The organism is Microbacterium sp. LWO14-1.2 (assembly GCF_038397715.1).
GTDB lineage: Bacteria > Actinomycetota > Actinomycetes > Actinomycetales > Microbacteriaceae > Microbacterium.
Genome location: NZ_CP151633.1, coordinates 3,220,857 through 3,240,554, shown reverse-complemented (window position 1 = coordinate 3,240,554; position 19,698 = coordinate 3,220,857). Strand labels below are relative to the sequence as shown.

Below are 19,698 nucleotides of genomic sequence, written 5' to 3'. Positions count from 1 at the left end.
GCTCAGGCCCGGTCGCGCAGCCTCTGCGCGGTCGCCAACACGCCGATGGTGAGGATGCCGTTGCGCATCCGCCCCGCCATGACCGCCGCGATCACCGCGTCGAGCGGAACCCATTCGACACGGATGTCGGCTTCCTCGTCCTCGCGCTGGTGCGCGGACGGCGCGGCCGAGACCCCGGTCGCGAGGAAGATGTGGATCGCCTCGTCGTTGCCCCCGGGAGTGGTCCACGACGAGACGAGCGGCTCCCAGTGGGCGGCGACCAGATCCGCCTCCTCCGCCAGCTCCCGCTGCGCCGCAGCCAGCGGCTCCTCGCCGTCGACGTCGAGCAGACCGGCGGGCAGCTCCCAGTCGCGGTGACGGATCGGATGCCGGTACTGCTGGATCAGCAGCACCCGCCCGTCGTCATCGAGCGCGAGGATCGCGACCGCGCCGGTGTGCTCGACGTACTGCCGACGGATCTCACCGTCGCCGTAGCGCACGCGGTCGTCGCGGACGTTCCAGACGGCGCCCTCGAACGCGAGGTCGCTCTGCAGCACCTCGGGTTCGAAGGCCTCGTCGCGGAGCTCGCCCGCGGCGACCGGGTTCTCAGGCATCGGCTTCGACATCGAACAGCTCGCTCGCGCGGTGGCGCTCGATCGCGGCGCCCACCAGTCCACGGAAGAGCGGGTGCGGGTCTGTCGGACGCGAGCGGAGCTCCGGGTGCGCCTGCGTGGCGATGTAGTACGGGTGCACGTCGCGCGGCAGCTCGACGTACTCGACGAGGTCGAGCTCGGGGTTCAGCCCCGAGAACACGAGTCCCGCCTCGGACAGACGCGACCGGTAGGCGTTGTTGACCTCGTAGCGGTGGCGGTGGCGCTCGGACGCGATCGGCGCGCCGTAGACCTCGCGGGCCAGCGACCCCTCGGCGAGAGCCGCCTGGTAGAGGCCGAGCCGCATGGTGCCCCCGAGGTCGCCGCCGTCGAGGATCTCGACCTGCTCGGCCATGGTGGCGATGACGGGCTCGCTGGTCTCGGGGTCGAACTCGGTCGACGACGCGCCGGCGATGTCGGCGACGTCACGCGCGTACTCGATGACCATGCACTGCAGGCCGAGGCAGAGACCGAGGGTCGGAATGCCCTGCTCGCGTGCGAACTTCAACGCGCCGAGCTTGCCCTCGATGCCGCGGATGCCGAATCCGCCTGGCACGCAGATGCCGTCGAGCGCCGCGAGCTGCTCTCGGGCACCGTCGGGCGTCTCGCACAGGTCGGAGGGGATCCACCGGATGTTGACCTTGGTCTCCTGCGCGAAGCCGCCGGCCTTGATCGCCTCGGTGACGGACAGATAGGCGTCCGGCAGATCGATGTACTTCCCGACGAGCCCGATCGTGACCTCGTGCTTCGGGTTGTGCACGGCGTGCAGCACGCGGTTCCAGCGCGTCCAGTCGACCTCTTCCGCCTTCTGGTCGAGGCCGAGGCGGCGCACGATGTACGAGTCCAGCCCCTGCTCGTTGAGAGTCGAGGGGATGTCGTAGATGCTCGGCAGGTCGACCGTGTTGATGACGCCCTCGGCATCCACGTCGCACATGAGAGCGATCTTGTTGCGGTTGCTCTCGCTGACCGGACGGTCGCTGCGCAACACGAGCGCGTCGGGCTGGATGCCGACCTGGCGGAGCGCAGCCACCGAGTGCTGAGTGGGCTTGGTCTTCTGCTCGCCCGACGCCCCCATGAACGGCACCAGAGAGACGTGCACGAAGAACACGTTGTCGCGGCCGAGCTCGTGACGCAGCTGACGGGCGGACTCGAGGAACGGCTGCGATTCGATGTCGCCGACGGTGCCGCCGACCTCGGTGATGATGACGTCGGGCTGCGGGTCCTCGGTCGCCTGCAGGCGCATGCGGCGCTTGATCTCATCGGTGATGTGCGGGATCACCTGCACGGTGTCGCCCAGGTACTCGCCGCGGCGCTCGCGCGCGATGACCTGCGAGTAGATCTGACCCGTCGTGACGTTGGCCGCCTGCGACAGGTTGATGTCGAGGAAGCGCTCGTAGTGGCCGATGTCGAGATCGGTCTCGGCGCCGTCGTCGGTGACGAAGACCTCACCGTGCTGGAACGGGTTCATCGTGCCGGGATCGACGTTCAGGTACGGGTCGAGCTTCTGCATCACGACGCGGAGTCCGCGAGCGGTGAGCAGGTTGCCGAGGCTGGCCGCGGTGAGCCCCTTGCCCAAAGACGAAACGACACCACCAGTCACGAAGATGTGCTTGGTCGTGTCGTTTTTGGGCCCCGCAGAAGAAGAGTTCATCACGGGCTTCTATCCTAACAGTTCGCTCAGACGCCGAGGCTGAGAAGTTCGCGGGCATGGGTGAGTGCGGCGTCCGAATCGGCGAGTCCGGAGAGCAGCCTGGCCATCTCGGCTTCGCGCTCCTCCCCCTCGAGTCGGCGGACGCTGGAGGCCGTGACCGCTCCGTCGTGCGATTTCACGACCGAGAGGTGGTTGTTCGCGAAGGCTGCGACCTGCGCGAGGTGGGTCACCGCGATGACCTGCGACTTCTCTGCGAGTCGGGCGAGTCGTCGGCCGACCTCGATCGCCGCGGCTCCGCCGATCCCGGCATCGACCTCGTCGAACACGAACGTCGGGACGGGGTCGGTGCCGGCGATGACGACCTCGATGGCCAGCATCACACGGGACAGTTCGCCTCCCGAGGCGCCCTTCGACACCGAGCGCGGCTCGGCGCCCGGATGCGGCGCGAGCAGGATGCCGACGTCGTCGCGACCGTGCGCGCTCTCCGCGCCAGGGGTGACCGCCACCTCGAGCGTCGCGTCGGGCATCGCCAGGGCGTGCAGCTCTTCCGTCACGGCGGCGCCGAGGCGGGCCGCCGCTGCGGTGCGTTCTGCGGTCAGCGCGGCGGCGAGGTCGTCGAGCTCGCTGCGGGCGGCGTCGCGCTCGGTTTCGAGTCGCGTGATGCGGTAGCCGTCGTCGTCGAGCTCGGCGAGCCTGGTCGCTCCGGTGCGCCAGAGCTCGAGCGCCTCGTCGAGGGAGCCGTGCGCGCGCACGAGTGTTCCGAGCGCTGCGCGACGCTCTTCGACGGCGGCGAGCTCGTGGGGTCCGGACTCGTCGAGGTCGGCGAGGTAGGCCGAGAGCTGCCCGGCGAGGTCGGCGACGCGGTACCCGATGTCGGCGAGACCGGCGGAGATGTCGGTGAGAGTCGAGTCGGTCACGCGCTCGAGCGATCGACGCGCCTCTGCGACGAGAACGGAGGCGTCAGGCTCTCCCTCCTCGTTCGACAGCGCGTTGTGAGCGAGGGTCGCGGCGAGACGCAGGTCCTCGGCGTTGGCGAGGCGCTCGGCGCGGGCGGTGAGCTCGACGTCTTCTCCGGGCTCCGGTGCTGTCGCCTCGATCAGTGCGAGGGACTCGCGCAGCCTCGTGGCCTCCTCGGCTCGACGGTCGCGGTTCTGGGTGATGTCGGCGATCTCGGCATCCAGGTCGCGCCAGCGCGCGAAGGCTGCCGCGTAGGCCCCGAGCGCGGTCGCGATCGGTGCACCGCCGAACCGGTCGAGGGCGTCGCGCTGCGCGGCGGCCGACCGCAGCCGCAGCTGCTCCGACTGCCCGTGCACGACGACGAGTTCGTCGGCCAACGACGACAGCACTCCGGCCGGCGCGGCGCGTCCGCCCACGCTCGCGCGACTGCGTCCCTCTGCGCTCAGGGTGCGGGAGACGTACAGCTCGGCTGAGCCGGCGCCCGCCGGCTCGAGCTCGCCGCCGGCGTCGGCGACGATGTCGGCGACCTCGCCCTTCTCGGGCACGATCCAGACCCCCGCGACCGAGGCCTGCGCGGCACCGGCGCGCACGGCGCCCGAGTCGGCGCGAGCCCCCAGCAGCAGTCCGAGACCCGTGACGACCATCGTCTTCCCCGCGCCGGTCTCGCCGGTGATCGCGGTGAAGCCTGCGCCCAGCGGGAGGACGGCGTCGGCAATCACGCCGAGCCCCTGCATCCGCATCTCCTCGATCACGCGCCCGCCCCCTGTCCGCGCCAGCCCGCGACAGGCAGCTGGAACTTCCGCACGAGACGATTCGTGAACTCGGCGGTGTGCAGACGCGCCAGTCGCACGGGGCGGGAGGACCGTCGCACCACGACCCGCGCGCCGGGCGGCAGGTCGTGCGATCGTCGACCGTCGCACCAGAGGATGCCGGAGCCCGTCGTCCCGTCGAGCATCTCGATCGCGACGGCGGCGTCGGGGCTCACCACGAGCGGCTTCGCGAAGAGAGCATGCGCCGACAGCGGCACCACGGCGATCGCCTCGACGGTGGGCCAGATCACCGGCCCGCCGGCGGAGAAGTTGTAGGCGGTCGACCCGGTGGGTGTCGACACGACCATGCCGTCGCAGCCGAAGCTCGACAGTGGCAGTCCGTCGATCTCGAGCACGACCTCGATCATGCGCTCGCGGCTGCCCTTCTCGACGGTCGCCTCGTTCAGGGCGAAGGTCTCGTAGACGACAGCGCCGTCGGCATCCTTCACTCGCACCGAGAGCGCCAGACGTTCCTCGACGTCGTAGTCGCGGTCGATGACGCGACGCACGGCGGCGTCCATGTCGTCGCGGTCGATCTCGGCGAGGAAGCCCACGTGCCCCATGTTGATGCCGAGCACGGGAGCCGAGCAGCCCCGCACGAGCTCCGCCGCGCGGAGGATCGTCCCGTCCCCGCCCAGCACGATCGCCAGTTCGAGCTCCTCCTGGGTGACGGTGTCGCCGAGAACGTCCACGTCGGCGAAGAAGGGGTCGACCGCGCTGAGATCCGCGCTGTCGTCGCCCGCGAGGACCGGGAGGGCTCCTGCTCCTCTCAGCGCCTCGACGACGCGCCGGGCGGCTTCGACGGTGTCGGTGCGCCTGGCGTGGGCGACGACCAGGATGTTGCGCTCGTTCATCGGCCCCCTGCCAGTGTGTTGATGCGTTCCGACCATTCTGACGGATCCGTACCCCGGCCCGGAGCGAGGTGTACGAGATATTCCGTGTTCCCGTGCGTGCCGAGGATCGGCGAGGGAAGGATGCCGAGCATGCCGAGCCCGCTGTCCCAGGCGCTCCAGACGACTCTCGCGACGGCGTCGGCGCGCGTGGCGGGGTCCGTGACGAGTCCTCCGCGCACCGCGGTGCGACCGACCTCGAACTGCGGCTTCACGAGCAGCACGACGTCGGCTCGGGGGGCGGCGACCGCCGCGACGGCGGGCAGCACCAGCTCGAGGGAGATGAACGACAGGTCGCCGACGACGAGGTCCGGCGCCTGCGGCTCGCCCGTCGCGACGCGGAGGTTGTCGGGCGTCATGTGACGGACGTTGTAGCCCTCGACCAGCACCACCCCGGGGTCGGCGGCGACCGAGGCCGCGAGCTGGTCGTGTCCGACATCGACGGCCAGCACCGATCGGGCGCCCCGCTCGCGCAGCACCTGCGTGAACCCGCCCGTCGACGCGCCCATGTCGAGCGCGAGGCGTCCGTCGACGTCGATCCCGAACGCGTCGAGGGCGGCGATGAGCTTGTGCGCGCCTCTGCCGACGTAGTGATCGGCAGAGGCGACGGTGATCTCCGCCATGTCCGACACCGACGTCGAAGGCTTGATCACGGGCCGTCCGTCGATGCTGACGAGACCTTCCGTGATCAACGATGCAGCGTGCGTTCGCGAACGAGCGAGTCCTCGCGCGGCGAGGGCGGCGTCGAGTCGCGTCATCGCGCTCCAGGGGCGTCGCGCTGATCGAGGCGCGCGCCGCTGTCGAGGCGGCGGGACAGTTCGTCGTGCAGCCCGGAGTACGCGTCTGCTCGCGCAGCCAGCGGCTGTCCCTCGATCAGGCGCAGGCGACTCCACAGACCGTCGGTCGGCTCGTTCGTCGTCTCATCGCTCACGTCTCTACTGTACGCGGCGGCTGCGACAGCGCGCCGGAGCCACGGCGACCGCCCGCCCGTCGTCAGGGCCGGTGGAACGGGTCGTCGTAGAGACGCCCCGGTACGCGGAGCACGAACACCGGGGTTCCGGACGCCCAGATCGCGGACGCACCGGCCCGGAGCAGATCGATCTGCTCGTCGCCCTCCGTGAGGATCTCGACGTCCGCCCCGGAGACACGGACGGACGCACCGTTCACGGAGTGGATGCCGTCTCTCACCGAGACGGTCGGATACGGCTCGTGCAGGTCGCGGAGATCGCGGAGGATGAACGTGGGGCGCGACCCCTCGGGAGCCGCCAGCACGTGCTTCGGGCGGTCGATGCCCGTGAGCACCAGCGCCGAGTCGATCCCGGCGCGCACCGCGCCCAGGATGTCGGTGTCGAGGCGGTCGCCGATGAACAGGGGCTTCTGCGCGCCGAAGCGCGACAGGGCCTCCTCGAAGATCGGCACCTCGGGCTTGCCCGCGACCGTGGCCAGTCGGCCGATCGCCGTGTGGACCGCGGACACCAGCGTGCCGTTGCCGGGTGCGACGCCGCGCTCCCGGGGGATCGTCCAGTCGGTGTTGGTGGCGATCCAGGGGATGCCGCCTTCTTCCTCCGGGACCTTGAGTGCGAACGCAGCCTCGGCGAGGTCGGTCCAGGCCACCTCGGGGGCGAAGCCCTGCACCACGGCAGCGGGTGAATCCTCGGCCGAGCGCGTGACGGTGTAGCCGGCCTTCTCGGCTTCGTCGACGAGCCCGTCCCCACCCACGATGAGGAGGGTCGCCGGCGGGGGCACGATCCCTGCGAGCAGTCGCATCGCCGCCTGCGGGCTGGTGATCACATCGGCCGGGGCGACGTCGAGTCCGAGGCTGCTGAGGTGCGCGGCAACGGAGGCGTCGGTCCGTGAGGCGTTGTTCGTGATGTAGCCGAGACGCACCGACTCTGCAGCACGGTTCAGGCTGTCGACCGCGAACGGCAGCGCGCCGGGCCCGGCGTAGACCACTCCGTCGAGGTCGGCCAGCACAGCGTCGACGCCGTCGAGGGGCGTGGGCTGCGCCTGCTTCTTCGAGAACAGTCCCACCGTGCCTCAGACCTCCTTGGAGGAGTCGCGCCCCTCGTCAGTTTCGGCCTCGGTCTCGGCGGCCTCGGATACGGGCGCGTCGGTCTCGTCCTCGCCGAGCAGTTCGCGGACCTCGTCCTCGATCGACGGCTCGGGCTCGACGACGTCCTCGTTCTCGTCGTCGTTTTCGTCGTCGGGCTCCGCTCCGGCATCCGCATCGGCGGCGTCGGAGTCCTCGTCGAGGTCTTCGATGTCGTCGATCATGCCGTCTTCGACGAAGATCTCCTCGTCGCCGGCTTCGTCGACTCCGAGCGCTTCGGCAGCGACCTCGGCACGGTGCGCCCAGAACGCTGCTTCGTCAGTGCGCCCGAGGTCTTCGAGCACAGCGGCACGCGCAGAGAACAGTGCCGGACTCCACTCGAACGCGCGGTCGGGATCGAGCTCCGGGATCTCGAGCTCACCCAGAGCCAGTTCCAGGTCGCCCTGATCGAGACGCGCACCGGACATGGCGATCGCCAGAGCGACTCGAACCGGCGTCGTCAGTTCGCTGCGGTCGACGGCGCGGCCCGTCTCGAGCGCACGATCGGGGCGTCCGATGCCGCGCTCGCTGTCGACCATCAGGGCGATCTGGTCGTCCTTGCCGGAGATCCGACGGTACGTGCGGAGCTCGCGGAGGGCGAGCGCGAAGTCCTCGTTCGCGTAGGCGGTGATGCCCAGCGTCTCCCGCACGATGGCGATGCGGCCGGCTCGACGCGAGGCGGCGAGAGCATGCTGGTGTGCAAGAGCAGGGTCCTCGTCGATGAGACGGGATGCCATCGCGAGATGGCGAGCGACGTGCTCCGCGTTCTCCTTGCTCAGCGTCTTCAGCTCGTTCCGAGCGGACGGGTGCAGGTCGCGCGCGGTCACGTCCTCCGGCAACGCCGGATCGTTGTGCCGGGGGCGCTCGTCCGCAGCCTGGAACGGGCGTTCACGGCCCGCTCCCCCGCGCTGCGGGAAGGACCGGCCGCGTTCGGACTGCGGCGCGGAACCATCGCGCCGAGGGCTCCGCGCATCGCGGTTGTAACCGCCCTCGCGGCGCTGTCCGCCATCGCGGTTGTAGCCGCCTTCGCGACGCTGTCCGCTATCACGGTTGTAGCCGCCCTCGCGACGCGGGGCACCGTCACGGTTGTAGCCGCCATCGCGACGCTGTCCGCCATCGCGGTTGTAGCCGCCCTCGCGGCGCTGTCCACCGTCACGGTTGTAGCCACCCTCGCGGCGCTGTCCACCGTCACGGTTGTAACCACCCTCACGACGCGGGGCACCACCATCACGGCTGTACCCGCCCTCACGACGCGGGGCACCACCGTCACGGCTGTACCCGCCCTCGCGACGCGGGGCTCCATCGCGGTTGTATCCACCCTCGCGACGCGGGGCCCCATCGCGGCTGTAGCCGCCATCGCGACGCTGTCCGCCATCGCGGTTGTAGCCGCCCTCGCGACGCTGTCCAGCGTCACGGTTGTAGCCACCCTCGCGACGCGGGGCTCCATCGCGGTTGTAGCCGCCTTCGCGACGCGGGGCTCCATCGCGGTTGTATCCACCCTCGCGACGCGGGGCACCGCCGTCACGGCGTGGCTGATCGGAGCGGGGCCCGGAAGCGCGGTCTCGGCGCGGTCCTCTGTCGTCGTTGCGACGCGGACGGCGCTCTTCCTCTTCCGGCATGGTGCTCCCTGTTCTCGTGTGTGTTGTTAACGCGAAATGGCCACCCAGCTTTGGGTGGCCATTTCGTCTAAAAGGAGTCCGGCGGTGTCCTACTCTCCCACAGGGTCCCCCCTGCAGTACCATCGGCGCTGTGAGGCTTAGCTTCCGGGTTCGGAATGTAACCGGGCGTTTCCCTCACGCTATGGCCGCCGAAACACTATTGATGTTTCAATCGTTGCATAACGACAAAGTCTAGTTATGCGGTTCTCGACCGTACATCGAGAACCACTCAGTGGACGCAAGCACCAACGAACGGTGTGTTATCAAGTCATCGGCTTATTAGTACCAGTCAGCTGCACACGTTACCGTGCTTCCACATCTGGCCTATCAACCCAGTAGTCTGGCTGGGAGCCTCTCACCCGAAGGTATGGAAGTCTCATCTTGAGGCCGGCTTCCCGCTTAGATGCTTTCAGCGGTTATCCATCCCGAACGTAGCTAATCAGCGGTGCTCCTGGCGGAACAACTGACACACCAGAGGTTCGTCCAACCCGGTCCTCTCGTACTAGGGTCAGATCCTCTCAAACTTCCTACGCGCGCAGCGGATAGGGACCGAACTGTCTCACGACGTTCTAAACCCAGCTCGCGTACCGCTTTAATGGGCGAACAGCCCAACCCTTGGGACCTACTCCAGCCCCAGGATGCGACGAGCCGACATCGAGGTGCCAAACCATGCCGTCGATATGGACTCTTGGGCAAGATCAGCCTGTTATCCCCGAGGTACCTTTTATCCGTTGAGCGACAGCGCTTCCACAAGCCACTGCCGGATCACTAGTCCCGACTTTCGTCCCTGCTCGACCTGTCAGTCTCACAGTCAAGCTCCCTTGTGCACTTACACTCGACACCTGATTGCCAACCAGGTTGAGGGAACCTTTGGGCGCCTCCGTTACTTTTTGGGAGGCAACCGCCCCAGTTAAACTACCCACCAGGCACTGTCCCTGAACCGGATTACGGTTCGAAGTTAGATATCCAGAGTGACCAGAGTGGTATTTCAACAATGACTCCACATGAACTGGCGTCCATGCTTCACAGTCTCCCACCTATCCTACACAAGCCACACCGAACACCAATACCAAGCTGTAGTAAAGGTCACGGGGTCTTTCCGTCCTGCTGCGCGTAACGAGCATCTTTACTCGTAATGCAATTTCGCCGAGTTCGCGGTTGAGACAGTTGGGAAGTCGTTACGCCATTCGTGCAGGTCGGAACTTACCCGACAAGGAATTTCGCTACCTTAGGATGGTTATAGTTACCACCGCCGTTTACTGGGGCTTAAATTCTCAGCTTCGCCTTGCGGCTAACCGGTCCTCTTAACCTTCCAGCACCGGGCAGGCGTCAGTCCGTATACATCGTCTTGCGACTTGGCACGGACCTGTGTTTTTAGTAAACAGTCGCTACCCACTAGTCTCTGCGGCCACCACACCCTTTCCGGAGCAAGTCCGTATAAGTGGATGGCCCCCCTTCTCCCGAAGTTACGGGGGCATTTTGCCGAGTTCCTTAACCACGATTCTCTCGATCTCCTTGGTATTCTCTACCTGACCACCTGAGTCGGTTTGGGGTACGGGCAGCTAGAACCTCGCGTCGATGCTTTTCTTGGCAGCATAGGATCATCCACTTTTTATCCGCATCGTGTCTCAGCCTGTATGAGTCACGGATTTGCCTATGACTCGGCCTACGCACTTGCACCAGGACAACCATCGCCTGGCTTGGACTACCTTCCTGCGTCACACCTGTTAATACGCTAACCGCACCAGCATGGGGTCGTGCGCTAGGCCCACAGCGTCACCCCGAAGGGATCAGTCAGTGGGATTCAGACACTTAGCACTACTGGATTAGTTTGGGCGGTTCTTCGCCGGTACGGGAATATCAACCCGTTGTCCATCGACTACGCCTGTCGGCCTCGCCTTAGGTCCCGACTTACCCAGGGAAGATTAGCTTGACCCTGGAACCCTTGGTCTTTCGGAGGACGTGTTTCTCACACGTCTTTCGCTACTCATGCCTGCATTCTCACTCGTGTAGCCTCCACGGCTGGGTTACCCCGCCGCTTCGCTGGCCACACGACGCTCTCCTACCCATCAACACGGCTGGACCACGAAGGCCTACCAATAATGTCAATGCCACAACTTCGGTGGCGTGCTTGAGCCCCGTTACATTGTCGGCGCGGAATCACTTGACCAGTGAGCTATTACGCACTCTTTCAAGGGTGGCTGCTTCTAAGCCAACCTCCTGGTTGTCAGAGCAACTCCACATCCTTTCCCACTTAGCACGCGCTTTGGGACCTTAGTTGGTGGTCTGGGTTGTTTCCCTCTCGACTATGAAGCTTATCCCCCACAGTCTCACTGCTGCGCTCTCACTTACCGGCATTCGGAGTTTGGCTGACGTCAGTAACCTTGTAGGGCCCATCGGCCATCCAGTAGCTCTACCTCCGGCAAGAAACACGCAACGCTGCACCTAAATGCATTTCGGAGAGAACCAGCTATCACGAAGTTTGATTGGCCTTTCACCCCTATCCACAGCTCATCCCCTCAGTTTTCAACCTAAGTGGGTTCGGCCCTCCACGACGTCTTACCGTCGCTTCAGCCTGGCCATGGATAGATCACTTCGCTTCGGGTCTAGGACATGCGACTGAATCGCCCTATTCAGACTCGCTTTCGCTACGGCTACCCCACACGGGTTAACCTCGCCACATATCGCTAACTCGCAGGCTCATTCTTCAAAAGGCACGCTGTCACACCTACCAGGGGTGCTCCAACGGTTTGTAAGCAAACGGTTTCAGGTACTATTTCACTCCCCTCCCGGGGTACTTTTCACCTTTCCCTCACGGTACTTGTCCGCTATCGGTCATCTGGGAGTATTTAGGCTTATCAGGTGGTCCTGACAGATTCACACGGGATTTCACGGGCCCCGTGCTACTTGGGATACTCTTCGCGCCAAGCAAGGCATTTCGACTACGGGGTTGGCACCCTCTATGACCGGCCTTTCAAGACCGTTCGTCTATACCTTCTTGTAACGCCGCCATCTCGGCAGAAATGACTGAAAAGTCCCACAACCCCGAACGTGCAACTCCTGCCGGATATCACACACGCTCGGTTTAGCCTGATCCGGTTTCGCTCGCCACTACTAACGGAATCGCGGTTGCTTTCTCTTCCTGTGGGTACTGAGATGTTTCACTTCCCCACGTTCCCTCTACCCGCCCTATATATTCAGGCGGGAGTCACTAGGTCGGCACGCCGCCCAGCGGGGTTTCCCCATTCGGACACCCTCGGATCAAAACTTGCTTATCAGTTCCCCGAGGCTTATCGCAGATTGCTACGTCCTTCTTCGGCTCCAGATGCCAAGGCATCCACCGTTTGCTCTTAAAGACTTGAAATCACATGAGTTCGAATCGATCGCCACACCCCGAAAGGCATGGAGATTGACTAATGATCTTTAAGATCATCTTGCGCAACAACCCGAAAGTTGTTGCAAGATGCTCGCGTCCACTGTGTAGTTCTCAAAGTACGGGCGGTACCCCTCACCCCCTCCCACCACGGGGAGACGACGAAAGGCCCAGAGGTCCAGTTCGACCCAACGGGCCGGCCCGGTCCCTCAGGACCCAACAGCGTGCAGACACCCCGCTCACCAACCCCCACGTTCCAGCCACCGAAGCGACGTACTAGCAGAAATCAGCTGCGCTGATGTCATGTCAAATGTTCCACCCATGAGCTCCCAGCAGAGACGAACGCTCTGATCTGAGTTCTGGACAACACGCAATTCAACGAACAACGTGGGTCAGATGCTCCTTAGAAAGGAGGTGATCCAGCCGCACCTTCCGGTACGGCTACCTTGTTACGACTTAGTCCTAATTACCGATCCCACCTTCGACGGCTCCCTCCACAAGGGTTAGGCCACCGGCTTCAGGTGTTACCGACTTTCATGACTTGACGGGCGGTGTGTACAAGACCCGGGAACGTATTCACCGCAGCGTTGCTGATCTGCGATTACTAGCGACTCCGACTTCATGAGGTCGAGTTGCAGACCTCAATCCGAACTGGGACCGGCTTTTTGGGATTCGCTCCACCTCGCGGTATTGCAGCCCTTTGTACCGGCCATTGTAGCATGCGTGAAGCCCAAGACATAAGGGGCATGATGATTTGACGTCATCCCCACCTTCCTCCGAGTTGACCCCGGCAGTATCCCATGAGTTCCCACCATTACGTGCTGGCAACATAGAACGAGGGTTGCGCTCGTTGCGGGACTTAACCCAACATCTCACGACACGAGCTGACGACAACCATGCACCACCTGTTTACGAGTGTCCAAAGAGTTGACCATTTCTGGCCCGTTCTCGTATATGTCAAGCCTTGGTAAGGTTCTTCGCGTTGCATCGAATTAATCCGCATGCTCCGCCGCTTGTGCGGGTCCCCGTCAATTCCTTTGAGTTTTAGCCTTGCGGCCGTACTCCCCAGGCGGGGAACTTAATGCGTTAGCTGCGTCACGGAATCCGTGGAATGGACCCCACAACTAGTTCCCAACGTTTACGGGGTGGACTACCAGGGTATCTAAGCCTGTTTGCTCCCCACCCTTTCGCTCCTCAGCGTCAGTTACGGCCCAGAGATCTGCCTTCGCCATCGGTGTTCCTCCTGATATCTGCGCATTCCACCGCTACACCAGGAATTCCAATCTCCCCTACCGCACTCTAGTCTGCCCGTACCCACTGCAGGCCCGAGGTTGAGCCTCGGGATTTCACAGCAGACGCGACAAACCGCCTACGAGCTCTTTACGCCCAATAATTCCGGATAACGCTTGCGCCCTACGTATTACCGCGGCTGCTGGCACGTAGTTAGCCGGCGCTTTTTCTGCAGGTACCGTCACTTTCGCTTCTTCCCTGCTAAAAGAGGTTTACAACCCGAAGGCCGTCATCCCTCACGCGGCGTTGCTGCATCAGGCTTCCGCCCATTGTGCAATATTCCCCACTGCTGCCTCCCGTAGGAGTCTGGGCCGTGTCTCAGTCCCAGTGTGGCCGGTCACCCTCTCAGGCCGGCTACCCGTCGACGCCTTGGTGAGCCATTACCTCACCAACAAGCTGATAGGCCGCGAGCCCATCCCCAACCAAAAAATCTTTCCAGTAACTGACCATGCGGCCGCTACTCGTATCCAGTATTAGACGCCGTTTCCAGCGCTTATCCCAGAGTCAGGGGCAGGTTGCTCACGTGTTACTCACCCGTTCGCCACTGATCCCACAGAGCAAGCTCCGTGTTCACCGTTCGACTTGCATGTGTTAAGCACGCCGCCAGCGTTCATCCTGAGCCAGGATCAAACTCTCCGTAAAAAAGAAATGCATACACCACCGGGAAAACGATGACGCAGCGAGTTTGATGCTGACCAAAGAGACAAATTCATTGCTGACTTCATCCGAATGCCAACCCCGAAGGGCTGGTCTTTGATCCAAAGGAATCTCACCCTGCCGAAGCAGGAACGAGGTTATTTGGCATTTGACAAGTGCACGCTGTTGAGTTCTCAAGGATCGGACGCTCCCCCGACCCAACCATCACAGTCAGGCCCGAAGGGCAACTTCTCAATCTTACCCACCCTGTCTCGCTTGTCAAATCGGCGCGCGGCGCGGATCTCAGATCCGCTGCGCAGCTGATGACAGCCGCAGAAGGGGTGGATCTCCCATCCTAGACGCACGCGTCAGTTCTCACAAGTGAGTGGATGTGGGAGGTGGTTCTCCGCTTGAGGGGGGTGAAGCTCTCGGCCTCTCCGCTTCCCTGTGGGGCGAACAAGTAATAAGTTACGCGGATTCCGGGGGTCTGGCAAATCGGGAGGGGCAGCCCGGGCGTGTCGTCGGCATCCGCGCAGGCGTTTCCCCAGTCCAGGGGCCGAAACCGCGGACTCTCTCGCCGTCGTACCATCTGAGGATGTCCTCCCGCTCTTCCTCGGCTGCCGCCTCCGCCCTCCTGGAACGCGTCTGGACGGACCTCGGTATCCGCCCCCGCGGGGCTGACGACCACCTCGAGTCGGCCGGCGAGGTGCCGCTCCCCTCGCGACTCGCCACGGCGGAGCTCGCCTGGTCCAGCGTGCGCGCTCTCGGGCTGCTCACCGGCATCCGCACTCGCCCCGACCCGCGCCGCATCGCGATGTCCTACCGCAGCGACCGCGTGCTCACGATCGACGGCACGGCGCCGACGGTCTGGGCGCCGCTGTCCGGCTTCTGGCAGACAACCGACGGCTGGATCCGCACCCATGCGAACTACCCCCACCACGCTGCCGCACTGCGGAGCGGACTCGCCCTGCGCGACGAGTCCTCCGCCCATGATCTCGAGGAGGCGGTGAGAGACAGGACATCCCGGGACGTCGTCGACGCCGTCGTCGCCGCGGGCGGCCTCGCCGTGCAGGTCCGTTCCGAGCAGCCGGCCGTCGACGATGAGCTCCGTCGGTCTCCCCTGCTGCAGATGGAGGGCACCGCCGACCGCTCCACCGTGAACGCCACCTCCACCGCCATCACCACGGCCACCGGGCGGATCGGCGCGGGAACTCGGCCGCTGGACGGCATCCGTGTGCTCGACCTGACGCGTGTCATCGCGGGTCCCGTCTGCACGAGATCGCTCGCGCTGCTCGGAGCCGATGTCCTGCGCCTGGACCCTCCGCATCTTCCCGAGCCGGAGTGGCAGCACTTCGACACCGGTCAGGGGAAGCGCTCCGCTCGCCTCGATGCCAGGACGGAACGCTTCCGGGAGCTGCTGGAACACGCGGACGTGGTGGTCCTCGGCTACCGCCCCTCGTCGCTCGCCCGCCTCGGCCTCACTGCGGGCGACCTCCTCGCGCGGCATCCGTCCCTCGTCGTCGCCGAGCTCAGCGCGTGGGGGCGCGACCAGCCCGACCGCGCCGGTTTCGACAGCCTCGTGCAGGCGGAATCGGGGATCGCCGCGGTCGAGTCCCCCGACGGCATCCGGCCCGGCGTGCTGCCCGCCCAGGCTCTCGACCACAGTGCCGGCTATCTGCTCGCCGCGTCGATCGTGGCCGCGCTCCGGCACCGTGAGGCGACCGGCGGCGGGTGGCACATCAGCACCTCGCTCCGCCGGGTGGCCGCTGAACTGCTCACCATGCCGCGGCGGCACGAGCCGCAGCCGGTCGGCGAGTTCGACACCGCCCCGCACGTCGCCGCCTTCGACATCGACGGGCTCCGCCTCACGACGGCGCGACCGGCGCTTCCCGGGGTCGAGTTCGCGCCCCCGCGCCGATGGGGGCGCGATCAGCCGCGCTGGTGAGCGCGACGGAACCGACGGAACAGCGGCACCGAGAGACACAGCGCCAGCGTCGCTGCTCCCCAGAGCGCACAGGCCGGTGGCAGCACCCGATAGGCGAGATGCTGGACGGTGAAGTCCTCGGTGAACGGGCCGAAGAGGGCGTAGCCGACGACCACGGCAGCCACCAGAAGAGCAGGCAGCGAGATCCACCAGGCGAGACGGATCGCGGCGGGCACCGACCGCACGACGTCGTCACGCTCCTCGGCACGATCGAGCCGCAGCAGCATCCATACCCCGATGCCGACCAGGCCGAGGATGCTCGACCCGTGCTGCAGCCACTTGTACCCGGTGAGCGGGCCCCACATCTCGTCGAGGACCGGGAACGCGGCGACTCCCCATCGCCCCTCGTGCGTGAACAGATCCCAGACGATGTGCGACAGCACGCCGAGCACGAGAGACACCGCCAGCACCACGGGATACAGCGGGCGCCGCGGCATCCCGAGCACAGCGGCGCGGACAGCAGCGGCACCGGTCGTCGACCAGTCCCTGGGCAGTCTGCGGGAGACGGCGAGGGGCAGGAGCTCCCCCACGCCGGGGCGCAGGACCACACGCCAGACGAGGAACAGCGCGAAAGCGACCACGGCCGTCCACGGGATGTTCGCGACATCGTGCGTGAACCCGTAGTCGAGGCCGACGCCCCGGAGGAACAACGGCAGATCCGGCGTCATGGCGCCGATCGCGATGGCTGCAGGGACCAGCGGCGTCCGGATGAAGGGCAGCGCCACCAGCGCATGGCTCGGCGTGAACGGCATGGCGGTCTCCTGTCGAGCGGCGAACGCGTGAAGCCTAACGGCGATGGCCTGGGAACATCCCAGGCCATCGCCGTCATGATCGGATCAGGAGACGAAGACGCCGGCGAGGGTCTTCTTGCCGCGTCGCAGCACCGAGACCCCACCGGGGAGGGAGCCCTGCACGGTCGCGGCCTCGTCGTCGACGCGGACGCCGTCGAGCGAGACTCCGCCCTGCGCGATCGCGCGCCTCGCCTCCGAGAGGCTCGACACGAGACCGGTCGCGACCAGAGCCTCGACGACCGGCTCGCCCGACACGACCGACGTGTTCGGCAGCTCCTCGAGCGCCGTGCGCAGAGTCGCCGCGTCGAGCGTCGTCAGATCTCCCTGGCCGAACAGCGCCTCGGATGCCGCGATCACGGCCGCCGCCGCGTCGAGGCCGTGCACGGTGGCGACCACCTCTAGGGCCAGACGCTTCTGCGCCGCGCGGCGGAACGGCTCGGTCTCGACGAGCGCAGCGTACTCCTCGATCTCGGCGCGGCTGAGGAACGTGAACACCTTCAGGCGGTCGATCACGTCGGCATCCGCCGTGCTCAGCCAGAACTGGTACATCCGGTAGGGACTGCACATCTCCGGGTCGAGCCAGATCGCGTTGCCCTCGCTCTTGCCGAACTTCGTGCCGTCGCTGTTGGTGATCAGCGGCGTACCGATGGCATGCACGGAGACGCCCTCGACGCGGTGGATGAGATCCGTGCCGCTCGTGAGGTTGCCCCACTGATCCGACCCGCCGGTCTGCAGCACACAGTCGTACTGGCGGTAAAGCTCGAGGAAGTCCATACCCTGCAGGATCTGGTAGCTGAACTCGGTGTAGCTGATGCCCGCGTCGGAGTTGAGGCGCGCGGCGACGGCATCCTTCTTGAGCATCGTGCCGACACGGTAGTGCTTGCCGATCTCGCGGAGGAAGTCGATCGCCGACAGCGGCGCCGTCCAGTCGAGGTTGTTGACGATGCGCGCGGCGTTGTCACCCTCGAAGCTCAGGTAGCGCTCGACCTGCGCGCGCAGCCGGTCGACCCATTCGCCCACCGTCTCACGCGTGTTCAGCGTGCGTTCGGCCGTCGGTCGGGGGTCGCCGATGAGTCCGGTCGAGCCGCCGACCAGCCCGAGGGGCTTGTGTCCGGCGAGCTGGATGCGGCGCAGGGTGAGCAGCTGCACGAGATTGCCGAGGTGCAGGCTGGGCGCCGTCGGGTCGAAGCCGCAGTAATACGTGATCGGGTCCCCGGCGAGAAGGGCGCGCAGCGCCTCCTGATCGGTGGACACGTGGACGAGGCCGCGCCACACCAGTTCGTCCCACACGTTCTCGAACGTGGGGTCGATCGCCGGCGTCGCGGTCGTCAGAGCGGAATTCGACACGCTTTCCAGGCTATCAGCGCACGACCGCCGAGAATCGCGTCACGCCGCCACCCCCAGGGCCGCCGCGAGCGGGACGCTCAGCTGTGCGCGGCCCACCACACGAGGAACGCCGCACCGAGAGCGATGACCCAGCTGACGAGGCTGCCCACGAGGAAGTACTCCGCCCTGGCACCCGTCTCGCCGTCGCGGGAGATCTCGGGGAATCGGACGATGCCCTTCGCGGCGAGCATGGCGGCGAGGATGGGATACGCCGCGGCGAGGGTGAGGATCAGCACGAGGATCCGCTCGAGCGGACCGATCAGCCGACCGCCCTTGAACCCGCTGCGGGGGTCGACCGGTCCGGTCGCTCCGGTGAGGGCGACCGGGTCGGCCACGGCGTCCGTCGTCTCGGCGGCCGTCACCGCCGTCGGCATCGCCGCCGTCGACAACGTCGCGGCGGGGTCGGACTCCGTCGCAGTGACCGGTCGGACGATGTCGACCGGTCGCCAGGTGTGTTCGCCGTCGAGCGCCGCGCGCACGACGAGATTCGCGGATTCGAGCAGGAACACGCCGGCGCCGAAGGCGAGCACCGCGAGATCGAAGGGGATCTCGCCGAAAGGAGATCGCAGCTCCCAGATCCTGCCGATCAAGCCGGTCTCCCGGCGGGGGCCGAGCCAGACGACGGCACCGATGACGAGAATGCCGAAGAGCGCGGCCGGCCAGAATCCCCGTGGCGCGCGACGCTCGGAGGGCATGCTCCACACCCACAGCGCACCGATCGCCAGCGCGGCGATCATCGGGAGCAGCGCATCGCTCACGCTGCCGAGGAACAGCAGGATGATCGCGACGGTCAGATAGCCGATCCAGCGCCGCGGCGCGAACTGCCGCACGAGGTCGGCGGCTCCGACGGCGAGCAGGGCGAAACCGGCGAGGATCATGCGCTGCCTCCCCTGATGGCGGCGACCCCGTCGAGGATCGCGGCGCTGCCCGCGTTCCGCAGCGACTTGGACACGCTCGGCTGCGTGATCCCCTCTTCGTCGGCGAGGTCGAGTTGGGAACGACCGATCAGGCGCCCGTAGGTGAGCCGGCGTTCGCGTTCGGACATCGCGCCGACGAGCTCGTCGCGCACGAGCAGGTACGCGTTCGACGCGGCGATCGTGCTCTCCATCACCTCATCCTGCCCGGGGGCACCGACAATCCACGTCCTCGAACGCGGAACGGCGCGCCCCTCCTTGGCGTGCACGGTCTCGATCGCCGCGCGCGCCGCATACCAGCCGGGGCCGTCGGCGAGTTCGCCGTGCACGGACTCCACCGTGCTGACCGCTCCGATGCCGATGCCGAATCGGAAGCCGATCCCGTCAGGCAGACGCAGCTGGATCATGAGCAGGGAGACCAATGCGTCTTCGAGGGATCGGTAGACGCCCTGCTGCTCGTCGCCTACCGTAGGCGTGAGCGGCTGACTCGCGAGCGGCAGGTCGCCCTCGACGAGCGAGATCGTCTGGTCGAGCACGCGCTGCGCGGCGGAGCGATCGTCGAGCTTGCGAGAGCCCACGATGTCGGCGACCACGGCGATGACCATGGGATAACCATATCACGCATAGTCTAGTTTTATGCC

At 65.9% G+C, this 19,698-nt stretch carries 14 protein-coding genes and 3 rRNA genes; 2 read left to right on the top strand and 15 right to left on the bottom strand.

Features of this window, described 5'->3' with window-relative positions:
* Positions 1–2: 2 nt before the first annotated feature.
* The 8 genes from MRBLWO14_RS15605 to MRBLWO14_RS15570 all read right to left on the bottom strand — a co-directional run bounded on the left by MRBLWO14_RS15605 (position 3) and on the right by MRBLWO14_RS15570 (position 7,864).
* The gene (locus tag MRBLWO14_RS15605) at positions 3–593 is read right to left on the bottom strand and encodes an NUDIX hydrolase (protein WP_341934010.1); all 591 of its coding nucleotides are present in this window, start codon (positions 591–593) and stop codon (positions 3–5) included.
* On the bottom strand, positions 586–2,280 hold the full coding sequence (locus tag MRBLWO14_RS15600; protein ID WP_341934009.1) for a CTP synthase: 1,695 nt from the start codon (positions 2,278–2,280) through the stop codon (positions 586–588). Before MRBLWO14_RS15600 ends, MRBLWO14_RS15605 begins: the two co-directional genes overlap by 8 nt.
* 26 nt (positions 2,281–2,306) lie before the next feature.
* Positions 2,307–3,989 carry a DNA repair protein RecN gene (gene recN / locus MRBLWO14_RS15595; protein WP_341934008.1) on the bottom strand — a complete coding sequence of 561 codons (1,683 nt, stop codon included), beginning with the start codon at positions 3,987–3,989 and terminating at the stop codon, positions 2,307–2,309.
* On the bottom strand, positions 3,986–4,900 hold the full coding sequence (locus MRBLWO14_RS15590) for an NAD kinase (protein WP_341934007.1): 915 nt from the start codon (positions 4,898–4,900) through the stop codon (positions 3,986–3,988). Before MRBLWO14_RS15590 ends, recN begins: the two co-directional genes overlap by 4 nt.
* On the bottom strand, positions 4,897–5,694 hold the full coding sequence (locus MRBLWO14_RS15585; protein ID WP_341934006.1) for a TlyA family RNA methyltransferase: 798 nt from the start codon (positions 5,692–5,694) through the stop codon (positions 4,897–4,899). Before MRBLWO14_RS15585 ends, MRBLWO14_RS15590 begins: the two co-directional genes overlap by 4 nt.
* Entirely contained in the window at positions 5,691–5,867 is a 177-nt protein-coding gene (locus MRBLWO14_RS15580) for a hypothetical protein (RefSeq protein WP_179297633.1), read from the bottom strand. Before MRBLWO14_RS15580 ends, MRBLWO14_RS15585 begins: the two co-directional genes overlap by 4 nt.
* Before the next feature lie 62 nt (positions 5,868–5,929).
* Positions 5,930–6,967 carry an HAD-IIA family hydrolase gene (locus MRBLWO14_RS15575; protein WP_341934005.1) on the bottom strand — a complete coding sequence of 346 codons (1,038 nt, stop codon included), beginning with the start codon at positions 6,965–6,967 and terminating at the stop codon, positions 5,930–5,932.
* A gap of 6 nt (positions 6,968–6,973) precedes the next feature.
* A complete protein-coding gene (locus MRBLWO14_RS15570) occupies positions 6,974–7,864 on the bottom strand; it encodes a hypothetical protein (RefSeq protein ID WP_341934004.1) in 891 nt (296 codons plus the stop codon).
* 12 nt (positions 7,865–7,876) lie between these two features.
* On the opposite strand from MRBLWO14_RS15570, the gene MRBLWO14_RS15565 reads away from it, so the two are divergent.
* Entirely contained in the window at positions 7,877–8,674 is a 798-nt protein-coding gene (locus MRBLWO14_RS15565) for a hypothetical protein (RefSeq protein ID WP_341934003.1), read from the top strand.
* A 46-nt stretch (positions 8,675–8,720) separates the two neighbouring features.
* Here the strand turns inward: MRBLWO14_RS15565 and rrf are convergent.
* From rrf to MRBLWO14_RS15550, 3 genes are all read right to left on the bottom strand, one after another.
* Positions 8,721–8,837 (bottom strand): 5S ribosomal RNA (gene rrf / locus MRBLWO14_RS15560).
* A 105-nt stretch (positions 8,838–8,942) separates the two neighbouring features.
* Positions 8,943–12,047 (bottom strand): 23S ribosomal RNA (locus MRBLWO14_RS15555).
* 416 nt (positions 12,048–12,463) lie between these two features.
* Positions 12,464–13,988: ribosomal RNA gene (locus tag MRBLWO14_RS15550) — 16S ribosomal RNA — on the bottom strand.
* The 16S, 23S and 5S rRNA genes sit together here, the layout of an rRNA operon.
* Positions 13,989–14,577: 589 nt before the next feature.
* Here MRBLWO14_RS15550 and MRBLWO14_RS15545 point away from each other — a divergent pair.
* Positions 14,578–15,927 (top strand): CoA transferase, encoded by a 1,350-nt coding sequence (locus MRBLWO14_RS15545; RefSeq protein WP_341934002.1) that lies wholly within the window; start codon positions 14,578–14,580, stop codon positions 15,925–15,927.
* Here the strand turns inward: MRBLWO14_RS15545 and MRBLWO14_RS15540 are convergent.
* The 4 genes from MRBLWO14_RS15540 to MRBLWO14_RS15525 all read right to left on the bottom strand — a co-directional run bounded on the left by MRBLWO14_RS15540 (position 15,912) and on the right by MRBLWO14_RS15525 (position 19,662).
* On the bottom strand, positions 15,912–16,718 hold the full coding sequence (locus MRBLWO14_RS15540) for a DUF4184 family protein (protein WP_341934001.1): 807 nt from the start codon (positions 16,716–16,718) through the stop codon (positions 15,912–15,914). The genes MRBLWO14_RS15545 and MRBLWO14_RS15540 overlap by 16 nt on opposite strands.
* Before the next feature lie 84 nt (positions 16,719–16,802).
* On the bottom strand, positions 16,803–18,104 hold the full coding sequence (gene tyrS / locus MRBLWO14_RS15535; protein ID WP_341934000.1) for a tyrosine--tRNA ligase: 1,302 nt from the start codon (positions 18,102–18,104) through the stop codon (positions 16,803–16,805).
* Positions 18,105–18,181: 77 nt separating this feature from the next.
* The gene (locus MRBLWO14_RS15530; protein WP_341933999.1) at positions 18,182–19,021 is read right to left on the bottom strand and encodes a hypothetical protein; all 840 of its coding nucleotides are present in this window, start codon (positions 19,019–19,021) and stop codon (positions 18,182–18,184) included.
* Entirely contained in the window at positions 19,018–19,662 is a 645-nt protein-coding gene (locus tag MRBLWO14_RS15525; RefSeq protein WP_341933998.1) for a SatD family protein, read from the bottom strand. The genes MRBLWO14_RS15530 and MRBLWO14_RS15525 overlap by 4 nt, the downstream gene beginning before the upstream one ends.
* Between the last annotated feature and the right edge of the window lie 36 nt (positions 19,663–19,698).

What these genes read in the sequence shown, in the direction of transcription:
- MRBLWO14_RS15605 (WP_341934010.1), bottom strand. Translation starts at nt 593, where the DNA reads ATGCCTGAGAACCCGGTCGCCGCGGGCGAGCTCCGCGACGAGGCCTTC.
- MRBLWO14_RS15600 (WP_341934009.1), bottom strand. Translation starts at nt 2,280, where the DNA reads ATGAACTCTTCTTCTGCGGGGCCCAAAAACGACACGACCAAGCACATC.
- MRBLWO14_RS15590 (WP_341934007.1), bottom strand. Translation starts at nt 4,900, where the DNA reads ATGAACGAGCGCAACATCCTGGTCGTCGCCCACGCCAGGCGCACCGAC.
- MRBLWO14_RS15585 (WP_341934006.1), bottom strand. Translation starts at nt 5,694, where the DNA reads ATGACGCGACTCGACGCCGCCCTCGCCGCGCGAGGACTCGCTCGTTCG.
- MRBLWO14_RS15545 (WP_341934002.1), top strand. Translation starts at nt 14,578, where the DNA reads ATGTCCTCCCGCTCTTCCTCGGCTGCCGCCTCCGCCCTCCTGGAACGC.
- MRBLWO14_RS15540 (WP_341934001.1), bottom strand. Translation starts at nt 16,718, where the DNA reads ATGCCGTTCACGCCGAGCCATGCGCTGGTGGCGCTGCCCTTCATCCGG.
- MRBLWO14_RS15530 (WP_341933999.1), bottom strand. Translation starts at nt 19,021, where the DNA reads ATGATCCTCGCCGGTTTCGCCCTGCTCGCCGTCGGAGCCGCCGACCTC.
- MRBLWO14_RS15525 (WP_341933998.1), bottom strand. Translation starts at nt 19,662, where the DNA reads ATGGTCATCGCCGTGGTCGCCGACATCGTGGGCTCTCGCAAGCTCGAC.